General features: G+C 70.3%; 27 protein-coding genes. 6 read left to right on the top strand and 21 right to left on the bottom strand.

Annotation, left to right across the window (positions count from 1 at the left end):
* Positions 1-334 precede the first annotated feature (334 nt).
* The 12 genes from DAT35_RS36350 to DAT35_RS36300 all read right to left on the bottom strand — a co-directional run bounded on the left by DAT35_RS36350 (position 335) and on the right by DAT35_RS36300 (position 8,413).
* Positions 335-616, bottom strand: coding sequence for a hypothetical protein (locus tag DAT35_RS36350; RefSeq protein ID WP_108073846.1), 282 nt, complete (start codon positions 614-616; stop codon positions 335-337).
* Entirely contained in the window at positions 613-1,548 is a 936-nt protein-coding gene (locus tag DAT35_RS36345) for a hypothetical protein (protein ID WP_108073845.1), read from the bottom strand. Before DAT35_RS36345 ends, DAT35_RS36350 begins: the two co-directional genes overlap by 4 nt.
* Positions 1,549-1,629: 81 nt before the next feature.
* A complete protein-coding gene (locus DAT35_RS36340) occupies positions 1,630-1,956 on the bottom strand; it encodes a hypothetical protein (RefSeq protein WP_108073844.1) in 327 nt (108 codons plus the stop codon).
* Positions 1,953-2,471 carry a hypothetical protein gene (locus DAT35_RS36335; RefSeq protein ID WP_108073843.1) on the bottom strand — a complete coding sequence of 173 codons (519 nt, stop codon included), beginning with the start codon at positions 2,469-2,471 and terminating at the stop codon, positions 1,953-1,955. Before DAT35_RS36335 ends, DAT35_RS36340 begins: the two co-directional genes overlap by 4 nt.
* Positions 2,468-3,082 carry a hypothetical protein gene (locus DAT35_RS36330; protein WP_108073842.1) on the bottom strand — a complete coding sequence of 205 codons (615 nt, stop codon included), beginning with the start codon at positions 3,080-3,082 and terminating at the stop codon, positions 2,468-2,470. The genes DAT35_RS36335 and DAT35_RS36330 overlap by 4 nt, the downstream gene beginning before the upstream one ends.
* Complete coding sequence (locus tag DAT35_RS36325) at positions 3,079-4,227, bottom strand: hypothetical protein (RefSeq protein WP_108073841.1); 1,149 nt, start codon at positions 4,225-4,227, stop codon at positions 3,079-3,081. The genes DAT35_RS36330 and DAT35_RS36325 overlap by 4 nt, the downstream gene beginning before the upstream one ends.
* A gap of 169 nt (positions 4,228-4,396) precedes the next feature.
* Positions 4,397-4,567, bottom strand: coding sequence for a hypothetical protein (locus DAT35_RS59400; protein WP_158502055.1), 171 nt, complete (start codon positions 4,565-4,567; stop codon positions 4,397-4,399).
* Positions 4,564-4,914: a hypothetical protein gene (locus tag DAT35_RS36320; protein ID WP_108073840.1), complete on the bottom strand. Its 351-nt coding sequence runs from the start codon at positions 4,912-4,914 to the stop codon at positions 4,564-4,566. Before DAT35_RS36320 ends, DAT35_RS59400 begins: the two co-directional genes overlap by 4 nt.
* On the bottom strand, positions 4,911-6,470 hold the full coding sequence (locus DAT35_RS36315) for a DNA cytosine methyltransferase (protein WP_108073839.1): 1,560 nt from the start codon (positions 6,468-6,470) through the stop codon (positions 4,911-4,913). Before DAT35_RS36315 ends, DAT35_RS36320 begins: the two co-directional genes overlap by 4 nt.
* A complete protein-coding gene (locus DAT35_RS36310; RefSeq protein ID WP_108073838.1) occupies positions 6,467-7,102 on the bottom strand; it encodes a hypothetical protein in 636 nt (211 codons plus the stop codon). The genes DAT35_RS36315 and DAT35_RS36310 overlap by 4 nt, the downstream gene beginning before the upstream one ends.
* Positions 7,095-8,018, bottom strand: coding sequence for a hypothetical protein (locus tag DAT35_RS36305; RefSeq protein WP_108073837.1), 924 nt, complete (start codon positions 8,016-8,018; stop codon positions 7,095-7,097). The genes DAT35_RS36310 and DAT35_RS36305 overlap by 8 nt, the downstream gene beginning before the upstream one ends.
* Positions 8,015-8,413, bottom strand: coding sequence for a hypothetical protein (locus DAT35_RS36300; RefSeq protein ID WP_233261932.1), 399 nt, complete (start codon positions 8,411-8,413; stop codon positions 8,015-8,017). Before DAT35_RS36300 ends, DAT35_RS36305 begins: the two co-directional genes overlap by 4 nt.
* A gap of 148 nt (positions 8,414-8,561) precedes the next feature.
* Between DAT35_RS36300 and DAT35_RS36295 the strand changes: the two genes are divergently transcribed.
* Positions 8,562-10,052 (top strand): YifB family Mg chelatase-like AAA ATPase, encoded by a 1,491-nt coding sequence (locus DAT35_RS36295; RefSeq protein ID WP_108073836.1) that lies wholly within the window; start codon positions 8,562-8,564, stop codon positions 10,050-10,052.
* Here DAT35_RS36295 and DAT35_RS36290 read toward each other — a convergent pair.
* The gene (locus DAT35_RS36290; protein WP_199243095.1) at positions 10,000-11,340 is read right to left on the bottom strand and encodes an NAD(P)/FAD-dependent oxidoreductase; all 1,341 of its coding nucleotides are present in this window, start codon (positions 11,338-11,340) and stop codon (positions 10,000-10,002) included. The genes DAT35_RS36295 and DAT35_RS36290 overlap by 53 nt on opposite strands.
* Positions 11,341-11,440: 100 nt before the next feature.
* Between DAT35_RS36290 and DAT35_RS36285 the strand changes: the two genes are divergently transcribed.
* Together DAT35_RS36285 and recA are read left to right on the top strand one after the other, a co-directional pair.
* Positions 11,441-12,250 carry a 1-acyl-sn-glycerol-3-phosphate acyltransferase gene (locus DAT35_RS36285; RefSeq protein WP_108073835.1) on the top strand — a complete coding sequence of 270 codons (810 nt, stop codon included), beginning with the start codon at positions 11,441-11,443 and terminating at the stop codon, positions 12,248-12,250.
* 230 nt (positions 12,251-12,480) lie between these two features.
* Positions 12,481-13,527 (top strand): recombinase RecA, encoded by a 1,047-nt coding sequence (gene recA / locus DAT35_RS36280; RefSeq protein ID WP_108073834.1) that lies wholly within the window; start codon positions 12,481-12,483, stop codon positions 13,525-13,527.
* Here the strand turns inward: recA and DAT35_RS36275 are convergent.
* Genes DAT35_RS36275 through pssA form a run of 4 tightly spaced genes read right to left on the bottom strand, consistent with a single transcriptional unit; the run spans position 13,524 to position 17,748 of the window.
* Complete coding sequence (locus DAT35_RS36275) at positions 13,524-14,048, bottom strand: DUF1285 domain-containing protein (RefSeq protein WP_108073833.1); 525 nt, start codon at positions 14,046-14,048, stop codon at positions 13,524-13,526. The two genes, recA and DAT35_RS36275, sit on opposite strands and share 4 nt — an antisense overlap.
* Positions 14,049-14,100: 52 nt before the next feature.
* Complete coding sequence (locus DAT35_RS36270; protein ID WP_108073832.1) at positions 14,101-15,585, bottom strand: hypothetical protein; 1,485 nt, start codon at positions 15,583-15,585, stop codon at positions 14,101-14,103.
* Positions 15,582-16,841 (bottom strand): CinA family nicotinamide mononucleotide deamidase-related protein, encoded by a 1,260-nt coding sequence (locus DAT35_RS36265; RefSeq protein WP_108073831.1) that lies wholly within the window; start codon positions 16,839-16,841, stop codon positions 15,582-15,584. The genes DAT35_RS36270 and DAT35_RS36265 overlap by 4 nt, the downstream gene beginning before the upstream one ends.
* Before the next feature lie 55 nt (positions 16,842-16,896).
* The gene (gene pssA / locus DAT35_RS36260) at positions 16,897-17,748 is read right to left on the bottom strand and encodes a CDP-diacylglycerol--serine O-phosphatidyltransferase (protein WP_108073830.1); all 852 of its coding nucleotides are present in this window, start codon (positions 17,746-17,748) and stop codon (positions 16,897-16,899) included.
* 101 nt (positions 17,749-17,849) lie between these two features.
* On the opposite strand from pssA, the gene DAT35_RS36255 reads away from it, so the two are divergent.
* Positions 17,850-18,992 (top strand): alpha/beta fold hydrolase, encoded by a 1,143-nt coding sequence (locus DAT35_RS36255; protein WP_108073829.1) that lies wholly within the window; start codon positions 17,850-17,852, stop codon positions 18,990-18,992.
* Here the strand turns inward: DAT35_RS36255 and DAT35_RS61905 are convergent.
* A complete protein-coding gene (locus DAT35_RS61905) occupies positions 18,984-20,432 on the bottom strand; it encodes a hypothetical protein (RefSeq protein WP_108073828.1) in 1,449 nt (482 codons plus the stop codon). The two genes, DAT35_RS36255 and DAT35_RS61905, sit on opposite strands and share 9 nt — an antisense overlap.
* 320 nt (positions 20,433-20,752) lie before the next feature.
* Between DAT35_RS61905 and DAT35_RS36245 the strand changes: the two genes are divergently transcribed.
* A complete protein-coding gene (locus DAT35_RS36245; RefSeq protein WP_108073827.1) occupies positions 20,753-21,022 on the top strand; it encodes an HU family DNA-binding protein in 270 nt (89 codons plus the stop codon).
* Between the two features lie 30 nt (positions 21,023-21,052).
* Here the strand turns inward: DAT35_RS36245 and DAT35_RS36240 are convergent, their stop codons facing one another.
* Complete coding sequence (locus DAT35_RS36240; RefSeq protein WP_108073943.1) at positions 21,053-22,078, bottom strand: M23 family metallopeptidase; 1,026 nt, start codon at positions 22,076-22,078, stop codon at positions 21,053-21,055.
* Positions 22,079-22,108: 30 nt separating this feature from the next.
* The gene (locus tag DAT35_RS36235; protein ID WP_108073826.1) at positions 22,109-23,140 is read right to left on the bottom strand and encodes a low specificity L-threonine aldolase; all 1,032 of its coding nucleotides are present in this window, start codon (positions 23,138-23,140) and stop codon (positions 22,109-22,111) included.
* Positions 23,141-23,273: 133 nt separating this feature from the next.
* Between DAT35_RS36235 and nth the strand changes: the two genes are divergently transcribed.
* Positions 23,274-23,873 (top strand): endonuclease III, encoded by a 600-nt coding sequence (gene nth / locus DAT35_RS36230; RefSeq protein WP_369946305.1) that lies wholly within the window; start codon positions 23,274-23,276, stop codon positions 23,871-23,873.
* Here nth and def read toward each other — a convergent pair.
* Positions 23,870-24,391, bottom strand: coding sequence for a peptide deformylase (gene def / locus DAT35_RS36225; protein ID WP_108073825.1), 522 nt, complete (start codon positions 24,389-24,391; stop codon positions 23,870-23,872). The genes nth and def overlap by 4 nt on opposite strands.
* Positions 24,392-24,608 lie beyond the last annotated feature (217 nt).

The following is a 24,608-nucleotide window of genomic DNA, read 5'->3' as shown; positions in this document are numbered from 1 at the left end:
ACGCCGTCCTTCGCAAAAAATACCACCCCGCCGGTGCAGTCGTTGCCGCATGGACCACCTGCGGGGCAGAACGTCCATGTCTCCAGTCGTGTCCCTCCATTGATGTCAGTGGAGTGGAAACAGGAGGAGCCACACGTCGATAGGGCCGAAGAGGGCTGCCCCAAAACGGAGCGCGGAGCACAGCGGATGGCGCTGAGGTCTTGGCTCTGCTGAGCGCTCGGCGCCTGAGACTCGTTTGAGCCGCATGCCGCTGCGGATACAGCGAGGACGACGGTGAGGATCCTAACCATGACTTCCCCCTTCGCGTCGCGAACCTATCCGCCCTCCGACGGTGTCACAAGCTCGCGCACGTGTCACAGTCGACCGCCCAGCTCTTCTTACCCCCGGCGCCGCCGGCGTCCTCCACCAGCCGCAGCCGCCCCTGCCCGGCCTTCACCCACGTGCCGCACCTGCACGCCCCAGCTCGGAGGTTGGGCCGGTAGCGCGCGGGCACAGAGGAACACTGGGCCTCGGGATGGGCCGCGCCCTTCTCCGCGGTGAAGTCGGCGTACTCCCCCTTGCGGATGCGCCCGCCACAGGCCCGGCAGGGCCCCTCTCGCTTGGTGACGATGATCATTCCGACCTCCTGGCCATGCCCTTCCGAAGGGTCGCCAACCCCCGCTCGCGCGCCGAGTGCAGCTCAGCCAGGGTGCACCCCAGGTGCCGGGCGAGGCCGGCGTCGGAGAGCTGCAGCCGGGAGAGCCCGAGGGGGACGGCGACGGCCTCGCGCTCGAGCCGGGGGAGGCGCCGGAGCGCGGCCACTGCCGCGGACTCCAGGGCGAGCTCCTCCCGGTGCGCGTCGCTCTCGTCGGCGAGGGCTGCAGCCTCGCGCTCGTCGGCGCGGGTGGCCGTCAGGGTGAGCCCGAGGGTGGTCGCGTGGTCCGCGCCCTCCTTCCTCAGCGCGTCCTCATAGGAGAGTTCCTCCCGCTTCACCCGCCGCCGGGCGCGGGCGGCCAGCTTGCGCCCCCACTGGGTGGGGCCCACCAGCCGCGCCTCCTCGAGCACGTTGCCCAGCTGCTGGCGCACGGCCTTCACCGCGTAGGCGGGGTAGAGGGTGCGCCCGGGGCCAGCCCAGCCAGGGCGGAAACCCCGCCACAGCTTTTGGGCACGGAGCCGCGCCTCCTGCAGCAAGTCCTCCTTTTCCAGGTGGGTACGTGGGTGGGTGGCCCACGCGTGCGCCACCGCAGCTTGGAGGAAGGGCAGCAGCAGCTCCAGCAACTGGGCCTCCGCGGCGCGCTGCCGGCGGCCACCCTCGGCGCTCCCGCGGGCCTCGGCCAACGCCGTCTCCATGGCCTCGGCGAGCTCCGGCGTCAGGAGGCTGCCAGCGGCAGTGCGGCGGAAGGGCAGCACCCGCTGCCGGGTGTCTACACCCGGGGAGGTGCGGCCGCGCAGGTGCGGCCGGCGGGCGCGCTCGCCGCGCCGCACTTCGCGCGTGGGGACAGAGAAGAGGAAGGGGAACGCGGCCTGGCCCTGTGCATCCGGACTGGGCGTCAGGATCCGCTCACCCACAGAAGGCCTATTCGGAATCGCTGCGCACGGCATGCCGCCATTGGCACACGGGAGGCCGAAACGCGCACGGATTGCGCCGGGCTACGCCAGCGGGCTGCGCGTCGGGGCGGGCAGCCCCCAATCACGGGCCAGGGCCTCCACACGTGCCCGGAGGTGCGCCAGCTCGCAGCCGAGCCGCTTTCGCCCGTCCTTGAGCTCCTCGGCCCCTTCCAGTGCCCCGAGCTGCTCGACGAAGGGCCCCCCATCTTCCTTGTGGCGGCGCTGCCACGCCAGCTCCCGCGCCCTCTGCCGAGCCTCGGCGCAGGTGCTGCACATGACAGGGATGGGGCCGTGGGGCTTCACCGGCACGACGCAGCCACAGGTGCAAGTGATGGAGGTGGGACGGGCGGGGTTCGCGGCACAGGTCATGGCGTCCTCCTGAGCGCGGCGGGGTAGCTGGCTGGGGTGGCGAGCTCCGCGAGCGAGCGTTGGCGGTACTGCGCCGGAAGCAGGGCCGGGATGAACCCCGGTTGCCCCACTGGAGCGTCGGTGGAGGCATGCGTGACGGGCGGGATAGTGGCGCTGGCCTGGGCCAGATGCGGCAGCCACACCTCCACGCGCACCAGCGGCGTGGGGCCCCGCTCCTGGAGGTACTCCCAGCGCACCAGCGGGGAGGCGTCGTCCACGCGCAGCCAGGTGGCGATGGCATCCCGGACGGACTTCAGCGCCCCACGCAGGTTGTCATCGTCCAGCTTGCGCGGGGCCACCCGGGCGAGGCGCACCACCAGCAGGGGCCCGGCCGTCCACTCCGGACAGCGGCGCCGGGTGGCTGCCTTCTGCGCGTCCGTCCGTTTGTGGCGGGCGGCCCAGTGCTCGCGCAGGTTGCTGGTGCTCGCCGTCTTCACGGGCACTTCGATGCTGTAGGTCGGGACGGGGCACGTCATCGGTCGGTCTCCTCCTCGCCCCAGTCAGAAAAGGCGTCGGCGACGCGCGCCAGGTCACGCAGGCTGCGGAACTCGGATGCAGGCTCGGGCCGCCTACTCGGTTGCGGTGCCCGGCGGAGGGTGGGCAGGGGCTGGAATGCGTGGGTGGCCACGGTGGCGCGTTGCTGCTGCGCGTCCCACTTCGCGAGGGTGACGGCCAGGTGCAGGACGCACAGGGCCTGCGGGCGGGTAAGCCCGCCCGAGTCCTCCCAGGCCAAGTGCTTCTCCGCGCAGGCCCGGGCAAACCCGAGGTGGTCGCGGAGGTCGAGGGCGCACGGGGCGATGCCGGCCGCGAGCGGTGGCAGGGCGTCCGGCGTCGTGCCCCACAGGGCCCGAGCATGCTCGACTCGCGAGAGGCACTCGGCGAGCGTGCGCACCCAGGGCGGAGCGTCCACACCGGACTTCTGGGCAGCCTTCGCCGCGGCGAGCCGATCGGCAACGGTGGCCCCAGGGCCCGAGGCGAGCGCGCAGGGGATGGACGGCCACCCGTGGGCAACGCGCTCGCGGGCCTGCTGCAGCTTCGCCAGCACCTGGGTCACCAGCATCGAGGGAGGAATCGCCGCGCAGCTCATTGCGCCCCCCTCGCCGAGAGCGACTCGGCCACGGCATCCCACGGCTCAAGCACCACGGACCGCACACGAAGCGTCCCGCTCAGCGGGTCGCGCTCTTCCTGCTCGCGTTCGGGCGGCTCGGCGTTGGCTGCCCAGCACTCGCGGCGCGCGAGCTCCCGCAGCGTCACGGCCTTGCTGCTGCCTTTCGCGTACCGGTCCAGGCTGCGCACCAGGGCCCGGCCGAAGCGGCGCCCGACTTCCTCGGGCACCCGCGCCATGGGTAGTTTTTCGGCCATGCAGAGCGACAGCAGGGCTGTGGACGCCTTGTCGTCCTGCTTCGGGTCCCACGGGTACGGCCGCCCCTGCATTACCTCGCGGTGCACAGCGTCCACGACATCCGGCACCGTGAGTCCACCGGACGTGGAGGGCCCGGACTCGAAGGCGAGCATCCCGCCGGCATCGCGCGCCTCGGCCACGGCCGGCGAGGGCTCGGCTCTGGGCAGCTCGGCGGGCGGTGAGGTTGTCGGCGTCGTCCCGGCTGCTCGCAGCCGTCGAGGGGCAGGCACCAGGTCCAGCGCCGCCATCCGAGCCTCGCCGTCGACGGCAGCGGGAACGGGATGCGAGTGGTGTGGGTCTGTGGGTGTTTCTCCAACCCCCTTCGGGGGGAGGGGGGGATCTTCTGTTTCTCTCTCTACTCTCTTCTCTCTACTCTCCCCCCGAACATCCCTCGCCGGTTCCTCCATTCTCCCGCGCGGGATGTTGGGGGGAGCGGCGCGGGAGTCCTGCGGCGACATGGCGGGAGGCTGGCGGGAGGCCTTCTTGCCGTCCGGCTTCTTCCTGTCCCGCTCCACCTTGGCCACGTGCGCGCCCTGCACCTCCGCCCAGTGGTGTGCGACAAGGTTCTCCCCTTCCTGCTCCAGGAAGCCCACAGCCAGGGCAGCCTCGACGAAGCGCCCTGGCTGCCCCGTCCACCGGATCGCACGCTCCAGCACTACACCGGCGTGCCGGCCCGTGAGGCTACCGGTGGGGGCGGCCTTGGCCAGGTAGCACCACATGCGCAGCACGAAGGCGTCCGCCTCCGGGTGCTCGAGCTCGGCCTGCAGCGCCAGCGTCTTCGGGTGCTCGGAGAAGTCGCTGAACAGCTTGAACCACGGCAAACACGTCATGGCGCTTCCCTCTCGACGCGGACGGGCCCACTGCGGGCGTACCTGCGCGACACACCACTGCCAATGCCTACGCGACTCATCCAGTAGAGCATCACAAGACTACCTGTTTCGTAACGCACCTCCAGGACCCGCCAGTGCCTCGGTCCGGCGCCAGCCCTACTGGTGGGGCTCATGAGGGCCTCCGGAAGGCGATGAAGAGGGAAAGGCCGGCGACCACCGGCAAGGAGAGGACGTAGAGGACGCGGGCGGCCCACCACCCGAAGAGGGCGGGCAGCCACGCGAGGAGCAGGAGGGCGGTGGCGATGCGGAAGACCGCATCTACCGGGCGGAGCGGCTTCATGCGGGCACCCCCTGGCAGACGGACTCGACGAGGCGAGCCTGGGCCTCGGCACGGGCGGCTTCCTCCCACCTGGCGAGGCGCTGCCAAATCTTCTGGCAGGTCTGCTCGTCGCAGGTGTACCGGTGCGCGTCCCCATACTCCTTCCACTGCAGGCGAACGGGACGAAGCACCCAGCAGACAGCGCACCGGCTCTTGGGCTCGCGTCCGCGGAGTTCGGCGAGCCCAACCGCAGGCGTCGCCGCGTAGAGCCGGGCGCGCAGGAGGGGGAGCTCGTCCACGGGCGTGGTGCGCAGGAGGAGCGCGACCTGGCGCCGACGCGCCTCGGGGAGCGGGAGTGGGCAGGTCATGCAGCCCTCCTCTCAGACGAGAGCTCGCCCAGATTGGCGCGCACCACGGCCTCGGCCACCTCGGGGCAGACACTGTTTCCTATCAGCCGGACCTTCGACGCCTTGCTGGTGGCTGCGCTCAGGTCGTATCCCTGTGCGAAGCGGCCGAACTGGGCGCGGAGCAGTTCCTCCGGTTCCAGCATCCGCATGCCGATGTCCACGATCTGGTGCTCAATGCCCTCCACGAGAACCAGCCCCATCCGGGCCTTGGCGGTGATGGTCCGCAGCGGCCGGTCCACGCGCTGCCCCGAGGTCGCGTCGTCTCCGTAGTAGGTGGTGAGGAACGCGCGAACCTCGGCGATGCGGAAGTCCTGGGCGGGTCCGGAGGGCGCCAGCGTGGCGATGGTGAGCGCGTGGTGGTCCTGCGCGGTGACGGTGTCCATCGGCCGTCCGTCGAAGGGCACTCCCACCACACCGCCGTAGTGCTTCGTGAGGAAGGCGGACACGAGCGCGTGCTTCTGGCCCTCCGCCACCACCGTGCCCAGGGGGTCGTGCAGGTCCAATGTCCGGGCGCGCTGCCCAGGACGTTCCCCATACCCGGTCTGCACCAGGGTGGGGGCAACGAGCGCATGTCCCCGGCGCAGCGCGGTCACCGTGGACAGCGGCTCATTGATGGCCTCTCCACGAGCGGCCTCGCCTCCGTGGTTCACCTTCACGATGGATGGCACCACGATGGCCCGATCGTTCTTCGCGATGATGGTGCCGACCGGAGCGTTCACCGGTGTAGGTGGCGTCTGCCCGGCCCGGCCGCCACACCCGACGATGAAGGGCGTCGGGTTCTCCAAGACGAAGCGGCGAATGCCCTCCGCGATGCGCCAGAGCGTCTTCTCCGCGAGCGGCTTCTTCCGCCCGAAGATTGAGGGGCACGGCAGGCTCCAGTCGATGCACTCCGCTGCGGTGCGAAGTGGCAGCTTCCCGGGGCCGTGCGTCGGCTCCGGCCAGCGAATCGGCTCACCGTCGCACCGCGCCACGAGGAACAGCCGTCGGCGCTTCGTGGGGGCGCCATAGTGGCTGGCGTCCAAAACGCGGTAGTCCACCTGGTAGCCCAGGATCTGCAACGCCCCGAGCCACTGCTCGAAGGTTTCCCCCATCCTTGCCTTGTCCGGGCGCCCGTCCTCACCGAGCGGGCCCCAGGTGCGGAACTCGCCGACGTTCTCCAGGAAGATGACGCGCGGGCGCACCGCGCGTGCCCACTCCACGACAACCCACGCCAGCGAGCGGATGCCCTTCTCGCGAGGGACGCCACCCTTCGCGACAGAGAAGTGCGTGCAATCGGGCGACGCCCAGAGCACATCCATCGGCCGTCCGCGCGTCACCTCCTTTGGCTTCACCTCCCAGATGTCCGCCGTGAGGTGTTTCGTCCTGGGGTGGTTCTTCGCATGCACCGCCAGCGCGGTGGCGCTGTGGTTGATGGCCACGTCTACCGTCCTGCCCAGCGCGGCCTCAATTCCCGTGCTGGCCCCTCCACCGCCCGCGAAGAGGTCGATGACGAGCCCCGGCTTGCTGATCGTCCTCATGGAGTGGCGCCCGCCATCCGGCGAAACGCGACGACCCACACCCAGGGGTTGGCGTCCCAGGACGCGGTGCCGTGGATGGAGGCCCAGAGAGAGAAGAACGAATCAACGGCATCTGGGCCGGAGACTTCGCCGACGTAGTTCTTCCAACGGTCGGGATACTTCGCGTCGCGCTCGACGCCCTCCGCTCTTGCGTCCTCCTCGGAGATGTCCTGCAGCCGCTCGACGCGAACGCCCGTCACCTCGAGCGTGAGGCGCGAGGCCCACCGAGGCATGTGGATGGAGGGGCGCCAGCGCGGCTCGCTGCGGTCGAACCCCTCTTTGTAGAAGGCGGCTGAGCACCCGTCTGGACTCACCGAGTAGGGCAAACCGTGCCACGTCGGACATCGATCTCCCGCGCTGTTCCGAGCCAATGGGCCGATCCAGTGAGTCTCGCGCACCCACAGCCGGTCCCCGGGCTGGCCGTAGGGGCAGTCACCGGGGAGCGACCCTGGAGTCCTGCCGCCGGGCCAGAGGCCACGAACGTCAGGTTGCACCGGCGTGATGACACGCCTCGTCTGGTTCTTCCGGCCGTCGAGGATGGCTCGCACCATGCTGCCGCTGAACAGGATGGGGCGCTCGCAGTGCTCAGCCATGGCCCACCGCCTTGTGGGCCTGCATGGCGCACCGCCAGCCCTCGCCCAGACCCTCCGCCCCTCGGCAGTGGCCGGTGCAGGTGCAGTCGTTCCGACGGTCCGCCACTGCGGTGTCCGGGGGCGGCGTGCTGACGGGGCCGAGCACTCCCCGCAGGTTGGAGAGGGCCTCTCCCATCTCCTGCTGCCGCGCCGCCGCCTGCTCGAAGGTGGTGGGGGTGTCCGTCACGCGGAGGACGGCGCGCGCCGCCAGCTCCACAGCCCCGAGGCGCTCCAGCAGCGCCGCGTTGCCCGCCTCGGCGCGCTCGCGGGCGGCTCTCTCGGTGCTGACCTTCCTCAGCGCCTCGTCACGCTCCTGCTCCGATTTCGCCAACTCCCGCTCTGCCTGCTCGGCACGGACGCGCTGCTGCTCAGCGAGTGCTTTCGTCAGCCTCACTACGTCTGCCGAGAAGACCTCCGCCTCCAGCAGTTCGCGCACCTCGGCCACCTGCACCGCCGCGCCCCAGGATTCGACGTATAGGCGCTGCGCTTCCGCCTCCGCCTGCTCGCGGGCCGCGCGCTCTTCCACCAGCGCCTGGCGCATCTGCGCATGGGCGTAGGACTCCAGGTCCAGGGCGTCCGCCAGATCCTCGGAGTCGTCGGCGAGGACGCAATCCGGCGCATGCCTGTGGGGCACGCGCGGACTCACCACCTGTGTCGTGCGAGTCCGGCACCGTCTGCACCACGACTGGTCGCCGCTCCACTGGACGACCTCGGCATCTACCGCCCGCCCCAGCGCCCCCATACGGCACTCCAGCAGGGCGAGGGCATCGCGAACCTTGTTGCGCCCGATGGAGTTGACGCACAGCACTTCGCCCCATGTCTCTACGGCCTCGCGCACCGTGGCGAACGTCTCGGCGGTGGTGGGTGTGGTGCTCATGCCGCACCTCCCGCAAGGACGGACTCGAGGATGCAGGCGATGGTGAGCGGGTCGAGCGGCGTCGCCTCGATGATGCGGGCGCGTTCGCAGGCGAAGGAGAGCCCCGGCTCAGTGCTGCCCGGGTCGGCCTCGAGCTCCCCCTCCGGCTCAACCCGGTAGACCCAGCCGCCACCCGGGAAGAGGGCGGCGAACACCTCCGCCGCCTTGTGCTCCGGCGTCACGTACACGCGGGTGGGGAGGTACCCGGGCCGCGGCTCCACGCAGCCCCCGTATGCAGACAGGGTAACGGCGGTGCCGGTGACGGAGGGCGGGAGGATGTACTCGCCTACCATCAGGCCCGGCACGCCTCCGTGCCAGTAGGTGGCCCGCTCCAGGGGGAGGCCGACGCCGCCCAACGGCGCTGACCCCAGCAGGAGGCCGCCGGGTCCGCTGGACGTTGTCGGGCCTGGAAAGGGACTGAAAACAGCGTCCCGCCGCGTCCCACCCTTGTCCCGCGCCGGGACGCACTTGGCGGCATCTGCCACGACAACACGGAAAGAGCCCATGCCACCCGCCCTCTGGGCGGCACCGTCCGGCACCGCGCGGAATCCGGCGGAGCACCAAACCGCGGATATTCGTAAGGAGGGAGCAGCCTTCGAGCTGCCCATCGCGTTGGGAGTGCTGGCGGCGGCGAAACTGATGGAAGAGGAGCCCCTGTCGCACTACCTCTTCGGCGGGGAGCTGTCGCTGGACGGGTGGGTGAAGCCCATCAAGGGCGTCCTGCCACTCGCGGTGGCGGCGCGAGATGGTGGCTATGACGGCGTGATGGTGCCAGCGGCGAACGCGGCCGAGGCGGCGTTGGTGGAGGGCATCCACGTGCTGGCCGTCAGCAACCTGCGCGAGGCGGTGGACCATCTCACTGGCGAAAAGCCCCTGCCCCCCTTCACCCGCGAAAATAGTGCCCCTGCCCTCTCACGGACGCGCCAGACGCCGCTGGACATGTCCGATGTCCGGGGACAGGCGGACCTGAAGACAGCACTGGAGCTGGCCGCCGCTGGTGGCCACAACGTGCTGCTGTGCGGTCCGCCCGGCTCGGGCAAGACGATGCTCGCCCGCCGGCTGCCCGGCATCCTCCCCACCATGACGTTCGAGGAGGCCCTCGAGGTCACGAAGATCTACTCCGTGCTCGGCCTGCTGGGGGACGAGCAGGCGCTGATGCGCGAGCGGCCCTTCCGCTCGCCCCACCACACCATCTCCGACGCGGGGCTGGTGGGCGGCGGCCCGACCACTCGGCCCGGAGAACTCTCCCTGGCCCACCACGGCGTGCTCTTCCTCGATGAGTTCCCTGAGTTCCGTAAGAACGTCCTGGAAGTGCTGCGACAACCCCTGGAGGAAGGCTCCATCCACCTGGCTCGCGCCACCCAGCACGTGACCTATCCCTGCCGGGTGATGCTGGTCGCGGCGATGAACCCCTGCCCGTGCGGCTACTTCAACGTCCCCGGGCACAACTGCCACTGCAAGGAGTACCGCATCCACGACTACCACTCCCGGGTGAGCGGGCCCTTGCTGGACCGCATCGACATCACCCTGCAGACACGCCCGGTGGAGTACCACCACGTCACTCGCAACGACGCGGCGGAGCCGACCAACGCGTACTACCGCGAGCGCGTGGAAGCCGCACGCGAGCGCCAGCGCTTCCGCTTCCGCGACGAGCCAGGCGTGCACTGCAATGCCCAGATGCCGGTGCGGCTGATGCACCGCTACTGCAAGCCCTCTCCGCGCGCCGAAGAGTGTCTCGAGAAGGCCGTGCGCCAATTCAGCCTGTCTGCCCGCGCCCATGACCGCATCCTCAAGCTGGCACTGTCTCGGGCCGACCTGGAAGGGCACGACCGCATCGAGGAGGTGGACATGACTCTGGCCATCAGTTGCCGGCAGATCGACCGGAGGAACTGGCTGCACACCAATACCCACGGAGGTCCTCCGCTCTGGCAGGACTCCTCCCTCAGCCGACCGCGGCCTCCTGCGTGGAGCTCCCCGCCCCCGGACGAGCCTTGAACGAGCCCTCCCCTGCCCTCTCGGGCCGCACCAGCTCGGGTAGCGGCCCCGTGATGAGCCGGGCCGAACGCTTGAAGGCAATGAACGAGTACGCCCAGTCCAGGAGCACGGCCAGCTTGCTGCGGAATCCGATGAGGAACAGGATGTGGATGCCGAGCCACGCCATCCATGCACTGAAGCCCGAGGACTGGATGCGCTGGAAGGCCACTCCCACCGCCTTGCCTCGCCCGATGACCGCGTAGGTGCCCCGGTCCCAGTAGCGGAAGGGCTCCAGTGCCTTGCCTTCCACGTGGCGGCGGATGTTGCGCGCGGCATGCTTGCCCTGCTGGATGGCCGCGGGCGCTACCCCCGGAATGGGATTGCCGTCCTGGACGAAGTGCGCCAGGTCCCCAATGACGAAGACGTCCTGGCGGCCCGGTAGCGTGAGATCGGGCGAGACCCGCACGCGACCCGCCCGGTCCAGCTCAGCACCCAAAGAGCTCGCCACCGGAGACGCCGCCACTCCCGCGGCCCAGATGATGCTCCTCGTCCGGATGTGCTCCTCTCCGATGTACACGCCCGTCTCGTCAATGTGGGTGACCCGCGTGTTCGTGCGGACCTCCACTCCGAGCTTCTCCAACGCCTCCCGGGCCTTCTCCGACAGAGGCTCCGGGTAGATGGGCAACACGCGCGGCAGGCCCTCCAGCAGCAGGATCCGCGCCTGCGAAGGGTCGATGTTGTGGAAGTCCTTCGCCAGCGTGTGACGGGAGATCTCCGCGAGCGCTCCCGCCATCTCCACTCCCGTCGGTCCCGCGCCGATGATGACGAAGGTGAGCAGCTCGCGGCGACGCGCCGGATCGGGCTCGCGCTCGGCCCGCTCGAAGGCCAGCAGCACCCGCCGGCGGATCTCCAGCGCGTCGTCGATCGTCTTCAGTCCCAGCGCGTATTTCGCCCACTCGTCGTGGCCAAAGTAGGAGTGTGTCGCTCCCGTAGCGATGACGAGGTAGTCGTAGGACAACTCCCCGTCGGCCAGCAGCACGCGCTTGCCCGCTACGTCCACGCCCGTCACCTCTGCGAGCAGCACCGTCGCCTCCCTGCTCAGCAAGCAACGGATCGGCGAGGCGATCTCCCCCGGGCTCAGCGTGGCCGTGGCCACCTGGTACAGCAGCGGCTGGAAGAGATGATGGTTCTGCCGGTCCACCACGGTGACGCGCACCGGAGCGTTCCGCAGTGAACGCGCCGCGTACAGGCCGCCAAAACCACCACCGAGGATGACCACGTGGGGGAGCTTGTCGCGCTGGATCGCCATGGTCGGGAAGTTCCTCCCAGCGAGGAGAAATTCAACGGAATCGACGCGTTCGCATCGACCCCGTACCCGGCCGCGGTTGGTCGAGCTAGAAGGCCGGTTGATGAAGCTCCTGTCCCCCCTCATCGCACTCTTCCAGGCCGTCTTCCTCACCCTGTGGCTGGTGTTCTGGATTACCGCGTCCGGGCTGGCGGCCATCCTCTCGCTCAACGGGGAGGTGCCGCTGATGATGGCCCGGCGCTTCTGGGCCCCCATGCACTGGCGCATCACCGGCTCGCCACTGCTCGTGGAGCCCCTGCCCGATGTCGACTGGACCAGGCCCCACATCTTCCTGATGAATCACCAGTCCATCTTCGACATCCCCGTGGCCTTCGCCGTGATTCCGGCGAACATCCGCTTCATCGCCAAGCACGTGCTCAAGTGGGTTCCCTTCCTCGGCTGGTACATGACGGGCACGGGGATGATCTTCATCAACCGCTCCAACCGGCGCGCGGCCATGCGCAGCCTCAAGCTCGCCGGTGAGCGCATCCGCGCCGGCTCCAACATCCTCGTCTTCCCCGAGGGCACTCGCTCGAAGGACGGGCTCATCCTCCCCTTCAAGAAGGGCTCCTTCGTGCTGGCCGTGGAGGCAGGCGTGCCCATCATCCCCATGGCCGTCGAGGGCACGCGCGACATGCTTCCCTCCGGCAGCATCCTGCTGCGGCGCCACCCCATCCGGGTGAAGATGGGCCAGCCCATCGCCACCGCGGGCATCAGGGGGGCTGCCCGCGACGCGCTCGTCAACCAGGTGCGCGACGCCATCATCCAACTCCATCGAGACATCGGCGGCCCGGGCGGCGTGCCCCAGGATGAGCTCGCGACGGGGAGCGACAAGGACAGCAACGCCACCGACCCCTCCGAAACGCCAGCCTGAGTCACGCGCTCCCCGGGCGAGCAGGGCCGCGAGGCCTCCGCCCCATGTTCCTCTTCAGGAGGCACCTCCTCCACCGCGCGGGACACCTCGCGCGTCACGGGACTCCTCCGCCCCTCGCGCTCCGAGTGAGCCGTGCGCGGCACGCGCGTTGCTCATGCTCCTCGCGGCGCGCTCGGGCCATTCCGGCTCCAGGGCACGACCCCACTCATCAAGGGCGGCGAGGAGAGACGATGAACAAGCTGACGGAGAAGCTGAAGGCGGTGGCGGCGGCGGTGGCGGCGATCGAGAAGCAGTTCGGCAAGGGCGCGGTGATGCCCCTGGGCGGCGAAGTGCGCGAGCAGCGGGTGGCGATCATCCCCACGGGCTCGGTGGGGCTGGACCGGGCGCTCGGCGTGGGCGGCTACCCGCGCGGACGAGTGGTGGAGCTGTTCGGCAATGAGTCCTCGGGCAAGACCACGCTCACGCTGCACGCGATTGCCCAGGTGCAGGCACAGGGCGGCGTGGCGGCCTTCATCGACGCCGAGCACGCGCTGGACGTCAACTATGCGCGCAAGCTCGGCGTGCGCGTCGAGGAACTGCTGATCTCCCAGCCGGATACCGGCGAGCAGGCGCTGGAGATCACCGAGCAGCTCGTGCGCTCGGGGGCGGTGGACCTCATCGTGGTGGACTCGGTGGCGGCGCTGGTGCCTCGCGCCGAAATCGAAGGCGAGATGGGCGACGCGCACATGGGCGTCCAGGCCCGGCTGATGAGCCAGGCCCTGCGCAAGCTGACGGGCGCTGTGAGCCGCTCGGGGTGCTGCATCATCTTCATCAATCAGATTCGCATGAAGATCGGCGTGGTGTTCGGCAACCCGGAGACGACCACGGGCGGCAACGCGTTGAAGTTCTACTCCTCGGTGCGCATGGAGATCCGCCGCACGAGCAACCTCAAGGACGGCGAGAACGTGGTGGGCACGCGGGCCAAGGTGAAGGTGGTGAAGAACAAGGTGGCCCCGCCCTTCCAGGAGGCGGAGTTCGACCTGCTCTACGGCGTGGGCATCCACCGCCCGGGCGAGGTGCTGGACCTGGGGGTGCACGCGGGGCTGGTGGACAAGGCCGGCAGCCACTTCAGCCTGCGCGGGGAGCGCATCGGCCAGGGTCGCGAGCGGGCCGCCGAGTGGCTGCGTGAGCACCCGGATGCCATGGAGGCGCTCGCCCGTGAGCTGGTGGGCACCGCCCTCCCGGTTCCCGCTCCGAACGCGAGCGCCGAGATGGAGGCGCCCGCGGCGATGGCCTAGGCGCTAGGGACCTCGAGCGACACCGGAACCGCGAGGCGGCGCTGGCCCGCACGCAGATACAACTGGCCGCCCTCGTCCTGCTCCAGCAGCTCGCCGAGCTGGTATTGGGCGTCCCGGGAGAAGCGTGCCCCGGCCCGCCCTCCCTTCACCCGGCAGGTGAGGACGCCCTCGGAGTCCACGGCGAGCGTGGATGGGTCGAGCGCCTCGGCGGTGCGATCGCTCAGGCGCACGGAGATGCGCTCGTCCTCGGTCACGTCCACGGTGCGCACCTCGTAGGCCGCACCCTCCACCTGGACGTAGCACCAGTCCTGGCCAATCTGGAGCTGGTAGCGCCCTTGCTCGTCGAGGATGAGCGAGCTGTTGAAGAGCTCGATGATGCGCGGGTGCTCGATGGGCTCGTCGTCGTGCCACCAGCGCAGCCGGGCATCGAGCCGGATGCCGCTGTCCTCGCGCGTGTGCCAGCGCTTGCCGGGGGGCGGCGGTCCCGAGGGCGGAGTGGGTCCTGAGGGCGGTTGTGTCACGCCCCGTTATCTGCTCGCCCGGCAGCGGCCGGTCAAGACAACGTGCCCTGCCCTACCAGTTCCGGACAAGCTCGGTGTAGCCCCGGAAGGCCACCGCGCCCCAGAAGTTCACCAACACGCCGAAGGCCACCGTGGCCAGCACGGCCCGGTTGCGCAGAGACCAGCCACCGATGGCGAAGAGCAGCAGCAGGTAGGGCGTGTAGTCGATGCTGAACCGGAAGCCGAACTGCATGTAGCCATCGTTCTGGTAGAAGAGCCCGGGCAGCGCGGTCACCGCCAGCGTCAGCCACAGCGGCCAGTGCAGACGCGGCCTCAACTTCGGCACCACCAGGAAGACGACCAGCGGCAGCGTCAGCAGCAACGACAGGCCATGCGGGTCGTACGACAGCCGCAGCGGGTTCAGCGAGATGCCCGGCAGCTTGAGGAAAGCCGCCTGCAGGTTGCGCCACAGGTACACCGGGTGGAAGAGGCCCCAGCGGTCGATGTCCACGTTGACGCGGTTGTTGTAGAGGAACGCGTGGCCGAACTCGCCCGGGTTGCCGAAGCGGTAGACGTTGTACGCCGCCGCCAGCAGCGCCAGTGGCGCGGCCCCGAGCGCGAACAGGCCCAGCTTGCGCACCGCGGGCCTCCAGTTGGAGCCCAGTGCCTTCAGTTGCTCGAGCCGGTCCGGCCCGGGACACAGCGCCTCCAGCACGAAGAAGAGCCCGGCGAACAGCAGCGGCGTGCGGGTGAGCGTTGCCATGGAGAAGAAGAGGCCCGCGAGCACCGGACGGTGCGCCCGCACCGCGTTGCGCAGGTAGAGGCACGTGAAGGCCACACCCATGACTTCCGCGCTGAACCACACCTCGCCCCGAATGGACGCGTAGAAGAAGAGCGTGCCGAAGGCCAGCACCAGCGCCAGTCCCACGTTCTCCGTCCGGTCTCGCGCCGTCTCTCCCTCCTTCGCGAGGAAGCGCAGCAGTGAGTAGAAGAGCGCCACCGCCAGCGCCCCGACGATGACCCCGAACGAGGTGTCGTTGAACTGGTAGCCGTGCAGCGCCACGAAGGGCAGCATCACCACCGCCGGGAACGACGGGAAGCTCACGAACCAGCGGTCCCCCGGCCTCGTCCGGCCCTCGCACCGCACCTTCGCCCCCGCCACCTCGCGCACGCATGCCCAGTCCTCGAGGTTCGGCAGGACCTCGGGGTCCACGTCCAGCCGCCCCTCCAGCCACGCCTTCGCCTGGTACACGAAGTGCGGGGCCTCGCTCTGCCTCAGGAAGCGCTGCGAGCTGAAGCTGGCCAGCACCGCGAAGCTCACCAGGAAGAGCACCACCTCCACCCGGTACGCCGCCAGCCACATCCGCAGCGCCGCACCCGCCACCCCACCCCGCTCGTCCGTGGACACGCCGGGCGCCACGCGTTGCTCCGGAGCCGCGGGGCTCTCGGGCGCGGGGGAAGCCGCCTGAGAACCGATGGTCGATTCGGGCGCGGGCGCCACGGGCTCGCGGCTCTGGGCGGAGGACGGCTTGGAACGCTTGGACTTGGAGCGGCTCATGAGGCGGCGGTCAGCAGGCGCTCACGCAGAAGCTCGAGCGCGTTCGAGGTGGCGAGGAGACGCACGAAGTCCCGATCGCCTGGAATGGAGAAGCGCTCGCATCGGGTGGGGGCACCCTCCTGGGCGAGCGCACAATAGACGGTCCCGACCGGGTCCTCGGGCGTGCCCCCCGTCGGGCCCGCGAATCCCGTCACCGACAGGCCATAGGTCGTCTTGCAGGCGGCCCGGATGCCCTCCGCCATGGCCACCGCCACCGGAGCCGACACGGCGCCGTGCCGGGCCAGCAGCTCGGCGGGCACTCCCGCCCAGGCCGTCTTCATCTGCTCGGTGTAGACGACCGCGCCGCCCATCAGGAAGTTGCTCGCGCCCGGCACCGCGGTGAGCTGCGCCGCGATGAGGCCTCCCGTGCAGCTCTCGGCGAGCGCCAGCGTCGCCCGCGCCTCCGTCAGCAGCCTCGCCAACACGACGGGGTAGGTGTCCCCGTCCGCTCCGTACACCGCCAGGCCGAGCTCCCGGCGAGCCGCGGTCTCGGCGGCGGCCAGGGCGGCCTCGGCCTCGGCCTGGGAGGGCGCCTCCGCCATCAGCTTGAGCTGGTTCTCCGGCGCGTGCGTCCGGAAGCCGAACACCACCCGGGGGTGCGCCGAGGCCAGGGGGGCCACTCGCGCATCCAGGACGGCCTCGGGGAGGCCCACCGTGCGCAGCAGGCGGAATGCCCTGTACGTGCGATCCGGCCGCTTCTCCAGCTCCGCCCGCACGCGCGGCAGGACCTCGCCGTCCACGAGGGCGTGGTACTCGCGAGGCACTCCCGGAAGGAAGAAGAGCCGGCAGCCGCCCAGCCGCAGGATGAACAGGGGCGCGGCACCCACGGGGTTGGGCACCACCTCCGAGCCCTCGGGCACCAGCGCCATGCGGGCCACGTTGGGCGCCAGCTCCCGGCCCCGCTTCGCGGCGCGCTCGCGCAGGAACTGGAGCGTCCGCGCGTCCTCCACGAGCGGTACGCCCGCGGCCGCCGCGGCGCACTCGGCGGTGAAGTCGTCCGCCGTGGGGCCCAGCCCTCCCGAGACGATGACCACGTCCGACCGGCTGGCGGCCTCTCGCAGGGCCCGGGTGATGTCTTCGCGGACGTCCCCCACCAGCACCACCCGTTGCACCTTGATGCCCAGCTCGAAGAGCCGCGCCTCCAGGTACGGGCTGTTGGTGTCGGGGGTTAGTCCGGTGACGAGCTCGTCACCGGTGCACAGCAGCTCGACGCGCATGGGCGGCGCATCCTAGCCGCACCCGCCGCCTCCAGCACGCATCAGCTCGAGGGGACTACGCCACCTTGTGCTCGTCCCCCGGCTCGTCGTCGTCGAGCTCGTCCTCCTCCTCCTCCTCGAGGACGGCCGCGGCGCTCGCTCCGCTCCCCAGCTTCCGGGCCACGAGGCGCTTGCGCACCCCGAAGGCGGACTCGATGAGGCCGAAGGCGAGGTAGGCGAACATGTAGGCGATCAGCACGTAGGCCGGGTGGAAGCGGGTGCCGATGATGACGCCGCTGGCGAGCACCAACATGAGGACGAGCGCCGAGCGGGGGGACAGGCGCAGGTCCTTGAAGGTCCGGTAGCGGACGGTGGACACCATCAGCAGCGAGAGCGCGGTCGCCGCCACCGCCACGGGGCCCCGGGCCGAGGCCTCGAGCACCTCACCGCCCGTGGCGGCATGGTGGGCGATGATCATCGACACGAGCACGCCCGCGGCCAGGGGAATCGGCAGGCCGACGAAGAAGCTGCCGCCACCGCCGTGGGGGCTGCGCATGGCGAGCACGTTGAAGCGCGCGAGCCGCAGCGCGCCGCAGGCGGCGAAGGCGAAGGAGAGGAACAGGCCCAGGAAGCCCAGGGGCTCCAGCGCCCACTTGTAGACCAGGAGGCCCGGTGCGGCGCCGAACGAGACGACATCCGCCAGGCTGTCCAGCTGCATCCCGAAGTCGCTCTGGGTCTTCGTCAGGCGGGCCACACGGCCGTCGAACCCGTCGAAGAACATGGCGAAGAGGATGGCCAGGGCCGCCTGATAGAACTGCGTCGGGCCCGCCTCCACCGACGCGCACAGCGTCATCGCGTAGAAGCCGCAGAGAATGGAGGTGACGGTGAACAGATTCGGCAGGATGAACAACAACTTGCGGGATCTCATCTGTTCTCCTGCCTCCTGGTCGGCCTCGGGCCATCGCGGTGAGCGCCCGGGGAGAACGAACCATAGCAGGGTTTTATTTGTCCGTTCTCAGCGGAGGAGCGATGGACGCAGTGCGTTGGACCCTGGGGGTACTGCTCGCGGGACTCGCCCTGGTGGGTGCGAATGCCCTGTGGGTGCTCGGGGTGCGTTGGTGGTACCGGCTGCGCACGCCCCCTCCCGAGCGGCTGAAGGTCCGCTGCCAGGACGGGTGGGAACTGACCGTCCACGTGCGGCGCGCCTCGCACCGGCGCTTCGAGGAGCCCGTGCTGCTGTGCCATGGTCTGGCTGCCAACCGTTGCACCTTCGACTTCGAGCCGCCCTACTCCCTGGCCCACGCCCTGGCCGAGGCCGGTTTCGACTGCTACAGCGTGGAGTGGCGGGGCATCGGTCACTCGCGGCGCCCACCTCCGGGCCGCCGCTGGCCGCACGTCTCCGTGGATGACCTGGTCGCCCAGGACGCCCCCGCCCTCATCCAGGCGGCGCTCGCGCAGACGGGGGCCCGGCGCGCGTTCTGGGTCGGACACTCGCTGGGGGGACTCGTGGGCTATGCCGTGGCGCAGGGCCCCGAGGGGGCCAAGCTCGCGGGACTGCTCGCGCTGGGCTCGCCAGTCTTCTTCCCGCCGGATCCGCTCCTCCGCCGGCTCATCCATGTGGGCGCCCGGGCCGCGTGGCCTCGCGGCTTCCGCAACGAGTGGATCAGCCACACGCTGGCGCCCTTCCTCGGCTACGTCACCCTGCCCCTGTCCGACGTCATCATCAACCCGAAGCACATCCTCCCGCCCACCCAGCGCAAGGTGTACGCGAACATGATGGCGTCGATGAGCCGCAACGTGCTCCGCCAGCTCCAGGACTGGATCGACCATGACGCCTTCCGCTCCTTCGACGGGAGCGTGGACTGGCGCGCGGGGCTGGCGCGGCTCTCGGTGCCGGTGCTGGTGATGGGCGGGAGCGTGGATCGGCTGGCGCCACCGAAGAACCTGCGCGCTCAGTACGAGCTGGTCGGCTCCCAGGACAAGAAGCTGCACATCTTCGGCTGCGAGCGTGGCGACAAGATGGACTACGGCCATGGAGATCTGCTCTTCGGCACGGGCGCGCCCATCGAGATCCAACCCGAGGTGCGCGACTGGCTGACGGCTCGCGCCACACCCCTGCGCCAGGCCGGCCCCGAGCCACTCCCCGCGCCCTCTGGAAGCAGCTCAGGGTGACAGCCGTCCCACGCAGGCCGCCGCGGGCGCCGCCCCCTGCTCCAGGCCCTGCCCCGTCACCCGGCCCAGCTTCACCCCGGTGGCCCCCTGGCAATCGGCCATCACGAGCCCCGCGGCGTTGTCCCGCGCCACGAGCGCGTCCACCCGCAACTCGCCGTCCTCCAGGGCAACCAGCGCGGGCCCGCCGGAGCCGAGGACTTGAAGGCCCTCGGCCGTCACCCGAGCCAGCGTCTCGGCCCACACCCCGGCCTCCCGGCACAACTCCAGCGACGTGTCACGCAGCACCACCCGGGAGCCCTGCGCCGCCAGCACGCCCGCGCCCACCACGTCGCGCACCACGAGCCCCTCCGCCTCCACCTCGGCGTCGCGCAGGTGCAGCCCGTCACCGGAGTCCTTCTCTCTCGACGTCAGGCGGGTGATGACGGCCCGCTGGAGCAGCAGCCGCCCTCGCGTCGCCGTGATGCCATATGCATCCGCCCCATCCACCCGGACGCCGCGCAGCACTATGTCCGAGCCCACCAGTGACAGCGCGCCGAAGCTCCCGCTGCCCAGCACCACCGTGTCCTCCAGCTCCCCTCGCGAGCCGATGAGCGCCACGCCCGCCCGCACCGCTCGCACCGAGGTGAAGTCCCGCCCCTCCAGCGTGGCCTCCAGGCCCTGGAGGCCATACTCGTGTCCGGTGACGGTGACGTCCTCGAGCCGCAGCGTGCCCCGCTGGACGAAGAGGCCCACCTCGTTCCCGCCCTCCACCTTCGCGTGCCGCAGCAGCACCCGCCCCCGCACCTGGTAGAGCGCCGTCAGCGGCCCCTGGAAGCGCGCGGACTCCAGCTCCACCTCCGAGTCCCTCGCCTCCACGCCCCGCCGGAAGGCGCCCACGAACGCGCCCTCCCGCACCTCCGCCCGCGAGCCCGCCCCCAACATCACCCCCACCGACCCCGCGCCCCCCGCCTCGAACACGCCCCCCACCACCGTGAGGTGCCCCGCCTCCACCCGCACCGCCCCCGTGCCCTGGCCCCGGAAGCGCACCGCCTCCAGCAGCACCGGGCCGGACCCTTCCAGCCCCCAGCCCCCGCCCTGGATGTCCAGGCCCCGCAGGAAGGCCCCCTCCGGAGCCCGCACCACCGGCCCCGCCCCCTCTCCTCGCAGCACCGAGCCCTCCCCCGCTCCCACCAGTTCCAGCCCGGCGGGCAGGACGATGGGGCCCGCATACCGCCCTGGCGCCAGGTGCACCCGGAGGGGAGCACCCCCCTTCACCGCTCGCGCCAGCGCCTCCGCCAGCGAGGTGAAGGGTCGCGCCCGCGTGCCGTCTCCCGCCTCGTTCCGGGCCCCGTCCACCCAGACCTCGGCTCGCGCGGGGGACTCCGGAGGTGGGATCACCGCGGCAACGGCGCGGCAGGCCGGAAACGTCAGGCAGGCGATCATCAACAGGGAGCGGAACATTCGGTCGCTCACACTATTACCTGCCAGCCATCCGCGCCCGCCAGGATCACCGAACCCCTCGTAAATGATCGAAATGACAAAGGAAAACCCTCTCAATCGATCACATCCATACATCCCGGGGCCCGAAGCCACGGGGCACGGAGGCATGCGGACAGGCGTGCTCCTCCTCTCTAGAGGAGCCTGGCGCGCCGTCAAATTCCTCGCGGATCGCTCCGGGGCCGATCTTCCGGCCTCGCAACGCTTTGCCAGCATTGACAGACAAAAGAGCGATTTGTTACCAACCTCGGACTTTCGCAATTCAACGCGGCATGGAGGAGCGGATGACCAAGGCAGAGCTCGTGGAGGTGGTGGCGGCGCAGTCGCGGCTGACGAAGAAGTCCGCGGCGGAGATTCTCGACATCGTCTTCGCCAACATCGGCAAGGCGGTGAAGAAGGACCAGCGCTTCAGCTACCCCGGCTTCGGCACCTGGTCGGTCCGCTCTCGCAAGGCACGGAAGATCCGCAACCCGCAGACCAACGAGATGATGAAGCTCAAGGCCTCGAAGACGATCGGCTTCCGGCCCGCCAAGGAGCTGAAGAACTCGCTGTAGTCCGCGAACGCCCGCGAGCGCGCTCCGACCTCACCGGGGGCGTCGTCCGAGCATGGGACGGCGCCCCTTTCTCATTCCCGTGTCGTGCTGCTCGTGCTGCACGAACGCGGGCTCCTCGCCCGAGTCCGTGGGACCCATCTCGTCGAGGGGATCGCTCGGCTCGCCACCGTGCCAGATTTCGAAGTGCAGGTGCACCCCGGTGGCCAGGCCCGTCTTGCCGGCCGCCCCCACCACGTCGCCCTGTTCGACCACCTCGCCCGGAGTCACCAGCACGCGCGACAGGTGGCTGTAGCGGGTGGTGACGTCCCCGTCGTGCTGGATGACCACCTGGTTGCCATGGCCCCCGTTCCACCCGGCTCGCACCACCACGCCCCGGGCCGCGGCCGACACGAGCTGTCCGCGCTTCGCCGCGAGATCCAAGCCCTGGTGATCCTTCTCCTCGCCGGTGATGGGGTGCACCCGGACGCCGAAGACGCTGGTGATGACGACCGGGTCCACCGGCCAGGCGAACTGGATGGGCTTCTTCGAGGGCTTGAGCTGCAGGTGACGCAGCTCGGCCATGCGCACCGCGAGCAGCTCCATCCGCGCGAGCACCGCGTCCGCCAGGTCCGAGGGGATGTCCCCATAGGTGCGCGCGTCCTGCTCCAGCTCGGCCTCCAGCGTCACCCGGGCGCGCACCACGTCCAGCGAGGACGTCTTGCGCGCGGACTGCCGGAGGAACGCGTCCAGGGTGGCATTCATCTGCCGCCAGTTGTCCACCTGGGCGCGCGGCATGGCGCTGCCCTGTTTCACCTGCGTCCGAGCGGCGCGCGCCAGCGTGGCGAACTCCGCCAGCGCGGCCCGGAACTCCATCGAGGCCGGAGCGTCCATCAGCGGCTCGGCCTTCTTCGCCAGGAACTGGCCCCTGCCCGCCTCGTCCCGGGATACACCGGCCTCCACTCCGGCCGGAGGCGAGCCGGGCTCGGCATACAGCTCGGCGAAGCTCATCTTCTGGCGTGCGCGGGGAGCGGCGCACGCCGACAGGACGAGCAGCAGGAGGGCGGCGAGACGACGCAAGGCGCCGCCCACTTTATCACGTCCTGGGAATCAGCCAGCCAGTGCCCGGCGGATGCGCGTCAGCGCCTCATCGATGTCCGCGGCGGACACGTCCAGATGTGTCACCAGGCGGACGGAGGCATGGGGCCCGGCACCGGTGGAGCCGCAGAGGACGCCCTGGGCCGCCAGCTTCGGCAGCACCTGCCGCACCGGCAGTGGGAAGTCCGCGACGATCATGTTCGTCTCCACCCGGGCGGGCTCCACCTTCACGCCCGGTAGCTCCGCGAGGCCCGCCGCCAGCCGGCGCGCGTGGACATGGTCCTCGGCGAGCCGCTCCACGTGGTGCTCCAACGAGTACAGCGCCCCGGCGGCGATGATGCCCACCTGCCGCATGGCCCCACCCAGCCGCTTGCGCAGCCGGCGCGCCTCGTCGATGAGCGCCTTCGAGCCCAGGATGGCCGAGCCCACCGGAGCCCCCAGGCCCTTGGAGAAGCACACCGCCGTGGTGTCCGTGAGCGAGGCCCACGCGGAGGCCGGCGTGCCCGTGGCCACCGAGGCGTTGAAGAGGCGCGCCCCGTCCAGGTGCACCGCCAGTCCCGCCTCGCGGCCCGCCTGGACCACCGCGCGGAATCGCTCCAGCGGCCACACCGCGCCGCCGCTCCGGTTGTGCGTGTTCTCCAGCGACAGCAGCCGCGAGCGCGGGCCGATGAAGTCCGTGCGCACCGCCGCGGAGACCTGCTCGGGGGTGATGAGCCCCCGCTCGCCCGCCAGCGGAGCCGGCTGCACGCCCCACAGGCCCGACACCGCGCCGCTCTCGTAGTGGAAGATGTGGCTGCCCGCCTCGGCGAGGACCTCGTCCCCCGGGCGGCAGTGCAGGCCGATGGCAATCTGGTTGGCCTGCGTCCCCGTGGGCACGAAGAGCGCCGCCGGGAGCCCGAGCCGCTCGGCGATGCGCTCCTCGAGCCGGCGCACGGTGGGGTCCTCGCCATCGACGTCGTCCCCCACCTCGGCGTCGGCCATGGCGCGACGCATGGCGGGGGTGGGCTTCGTCACGGTGTCGGAGCGGAAGTCGATGGGCTTCATGGGTGTCCTGCCAGGTAGTGGAAACTTCTTTACGTCAGAGGTCGGTCTGTCATACAGCGGCCGTGTGGCGCGCGAGACACAAGAGTCGAAGCGGAAGCGGGTGGTGGAGGTGCTGGACCGGCTGGAACGGGCCATGCCGGACGTGCGCATCGAGCTGGACTATCGCACCCCGATGGAGCTGCTGGTGGCGGTCATCCTCTCCGCGCAGTGCACGGACAAGCGGGTGAACATGGTCACGCCCGCGCTCTTCCAGCGCTTCCCCGACGCGCGAGCGTACGCCCAGGCCCGCGTCGAGGAGGTGGAGCCCTTCATCCAGTCGTGCGGGCTGTACCGCTCCAAGGCGAAGAACATCATCGCGGCGGCGCAGGCGCTGGTGAAGGAGCACGGTGGCGAAGTGCCTCGCTCCCGTGCCGCGCTGGAGAAGCTGCCGGGCGTGGGCCGCAAGACGGCCGGCGTGGTGTGCATCCACCTGGGCGGAGACGACGCCTTCCCCGTGGACACGCACGTGAAGCGGCTGGCGTACCGGCTGGGGTTCTCCCGCCACGAGGATCCGGACAAGGTGGAGGAGGACATGCAGGCTCTGCTGCCGCCGGAGCGGTGGGCCAAGGGCCACCAGCTCCTGGTCTGGCACGGACGGAGGACCTGCTTCGCCCGAGCGCCCGAGTGCGAGCGCTGTGGCGTGGCGGACCTCTGCCCCAAGAAGGGAGTGACTCCCAGGCCGGCGGACGGCTAGGCCGAGGGCCGGTTCTCGCGCGACGCCTTGACGCGCTTCATCCGCTTGCGGATGAGCTCGCGCTTGAGCGTGGAGACGTGGTCCACGAACACGGTCCCGTTGAGGTGGTCCGTCTCGTGCTGCACGGCGATGGACAGCAGCCCGTCACACGTCAGCGTCTGCTCACGGCCCTCGGTGTCGAGGAACTTCACCGTCACCATCGCGGCGCGATCCACGTCCTCGGCCTCGCCGGGGATGGACAGGCAGGCCTCGTTGTAGGTCATCTTCCCCTCCAGGGCGATGATCTCCGGGTTGATCATCGCGATGGGCTGGGACTCGGGCTGACGCGGCCGGGTGTCCAGGACGATGACGCGCTGCAGGACTCCCACCTGCGGCGCTGCGAGCCCCACGCCGTCGGCGGCGTACATGGTCTCGAACATGTCCTTGACCAGCGTGCGGATGGACTCGTCCACCTGCACCACCGGCCTGGCTTTCTGCTTCAGGATGGGATCGGGCCAGATGAGGATTTCGCGAACCATGGCGCCCGTCTTAACCCCGTAAGAATGGACAGGCAACCAACCCCGAACACCCTGACGCTCGCTCCTTCACAGGCCGAGGAGATGCCTCCCCGCCCCTCGGCCTGGCGCCCGGTGCGATGACAGGCCCTGTCCTCGGCTGGACACCCCATTCCTTCCTTTTCTCTTGCCCAGGCATTGATTTTCCTGAATTCCACGGTTTGGCGATGGGCTCAGGAGA

The sequence above is a fragment of the Vitiosangium sp. GDMCC 1.1324 genome, from assembly GCF_003044305.1.
Lineage (GTDB): Bacteria > Myxococcota > Myxococcia > Myxococcales > Myxococcaceae > Archangium.
Note: the sequence above shows the minus strand (reverse complement) of the source record. Positions and strands in the feature narration are given on the sequence as shown.

Bases quoted from the DNA above. Each gene is read 5' to 3' on its own strand.
- DAT35_RS36330 (WP_108073842.1), bottom strand. From the start codon at position 3,082: ATGAGCTGCGCGGCGATTCCTCCCTCGATGCTGGTGACCCAGGTGCTG.
- DAT35_RS36265 (WP_108073831.1), bottom strand. From the start codon at position 16,841: ATGCGCGTCGAGCTGCTGTGCACCGGTGACGAGCTCGTCACCGGACTA.
- DAT35_RS36295 (WP_108073836.1), top strand. From the start codon at position 8,562: ATGCCACCCGCCCTCTGGGCGGCACCGTCCGGCACCGCGCGGAATCCG.
- DAT35_RS36315 (WP_108073839.1), bottom strand. From the start codon at position 6,470: ATGAGGACGATCAGCAAGCCGGGGCTCGTCATCGACCTCTTCGCGGGC.
- def (WP_108073825.1), bottom strand. From the start codon at position 24,391: ATGGTTCGCGAAATCCTCATCTGGCCCGATCCCATCCTGAAGCAGAAA.
- DAT35_RS36270 (WP_108073832.1), bottom strand. From the start codon at position 15,585: ATGAGCCGCTCCAAGTCCAAGCGTTCCAAGCCGTCCTCCGCCCAGAGC.
- pssA (WP_108073830.1), bottom strand. From the start codon at position 17,748: ATGAGATCCCGCAAGTTGTTGTTCATCCTGCCGAATCTGTTCACCGTC.
- DAT35_RS36325 (WP_108073841.1), bottom strand. From the start codon at position 4,227: ATGACGTGTTTGCCGTGGTTCAAGCTGTTCAGCGACTTCTCCGAGCAC.
- DAT35_RS36335 (WP_108073843.1), bottom strand. From the start codon at position 2,471: ATGACGTGCCCCGTCCCGACCTACAGCATCGAAGTGCCCGTGAAGACG.
- DAT35_RS36290 (WP_199243095.1), bottom strand. From the start codon at position 11,340: ATGGCGATCCAGCGCGACAAGCTCCCCCACGTGGTCATCCTCGGTGGT.
- DAT35_RS36340 (WP_108073844.1), bottom strand. From the start codon at position 1,956: ATGACCTGTGCCGCGAACCCCGCCCGTCCCACCTCCATCACTTGCACC.
- DAT35_RS36350 (WP_108073846.1), bottom strand. From the start codon at position 616: ATGATCATCGTCACCAAGCGAGAGGGGCCCTGCCGGGCCTGTGGCGGG.
- DAT35_RS36305 (WP_108073837.1), bottom strand. From the start codon at position 8,018: ATGAGCACCACACCCACCACCGCCGAGACGTTCGCCACGGTGCGCGAG.
- DAT35_RS36245 (WP_108073827.1), top strand. From the start codon at position 20,753: ATGACCAAGGCAGAGCTCGTGGAGGTGGTGGCGGCGCAGTCGCGGCTG.
- DAT35_RS59400 (WP_158502055.1), bottom strand. From the start codon at position 4,567: ATGAAGCCGCTCCGCCCGGTAGATGCGGTCTTCCGCATCGCCACCGCC.
- DAT35_RS36235 (WP_108073826.1), bottom strand. From the start codon at position 23,140: ATGAAGCCCATCGACTTCCGCTCCGACACCGTGACGAAGCCCACCCCC.
- DAT35_RS36285 (WP_108073835.1), top strand. From the start codon at position 11,441: ATGAAGCTCCTGTCCCCCCTCATCGCACTCTTCCAGGCCGTCTTCCTC.
- DAT35_RS36255 (WP_108073829.1), top strand. From the start codon at position 17,850: ATGGACGCAGTGCGTTGGACCCTGGGGGTACTGCTCGCGGGACTCGCC.
- nth (WP_369946305.1), top strand. From the start codon at position 23,274: ATGCCGGACGTGCGCATCGAGCTGGACTATCGCACCCCGATGGAGCTG.
- DAT35_RS36320 (WP_108073840.1), bottom strand. From the start codon at position 4,914: ATGACCTGCCCACTCCCGCTCCCCGAGGCGCGTCGGCGCCAGGTCGCG.
- DAT35_RS36310 (WP_108073838.1), bottom strand. From the start codon at position 7,102: ATGGCTGAGCACTGCGAGCGCCCCATCCTGTTCAGCGGCAGCATGGTG.
- recA (WP_108073834.1), top strand. From the start codon at position 12,481: ATGAACAAGCTGACGGAGAAGCTGAAGGCGGTGGCGGCGGCGGTGGCG.
- DAT35_RS61905 (WP_108073828.1), bottom strand. From the start codon at position 20,432: ATGTTCCGCTCCCTGTTGATGATCGCCTGCCTGACGTTTCCGGCCTGC.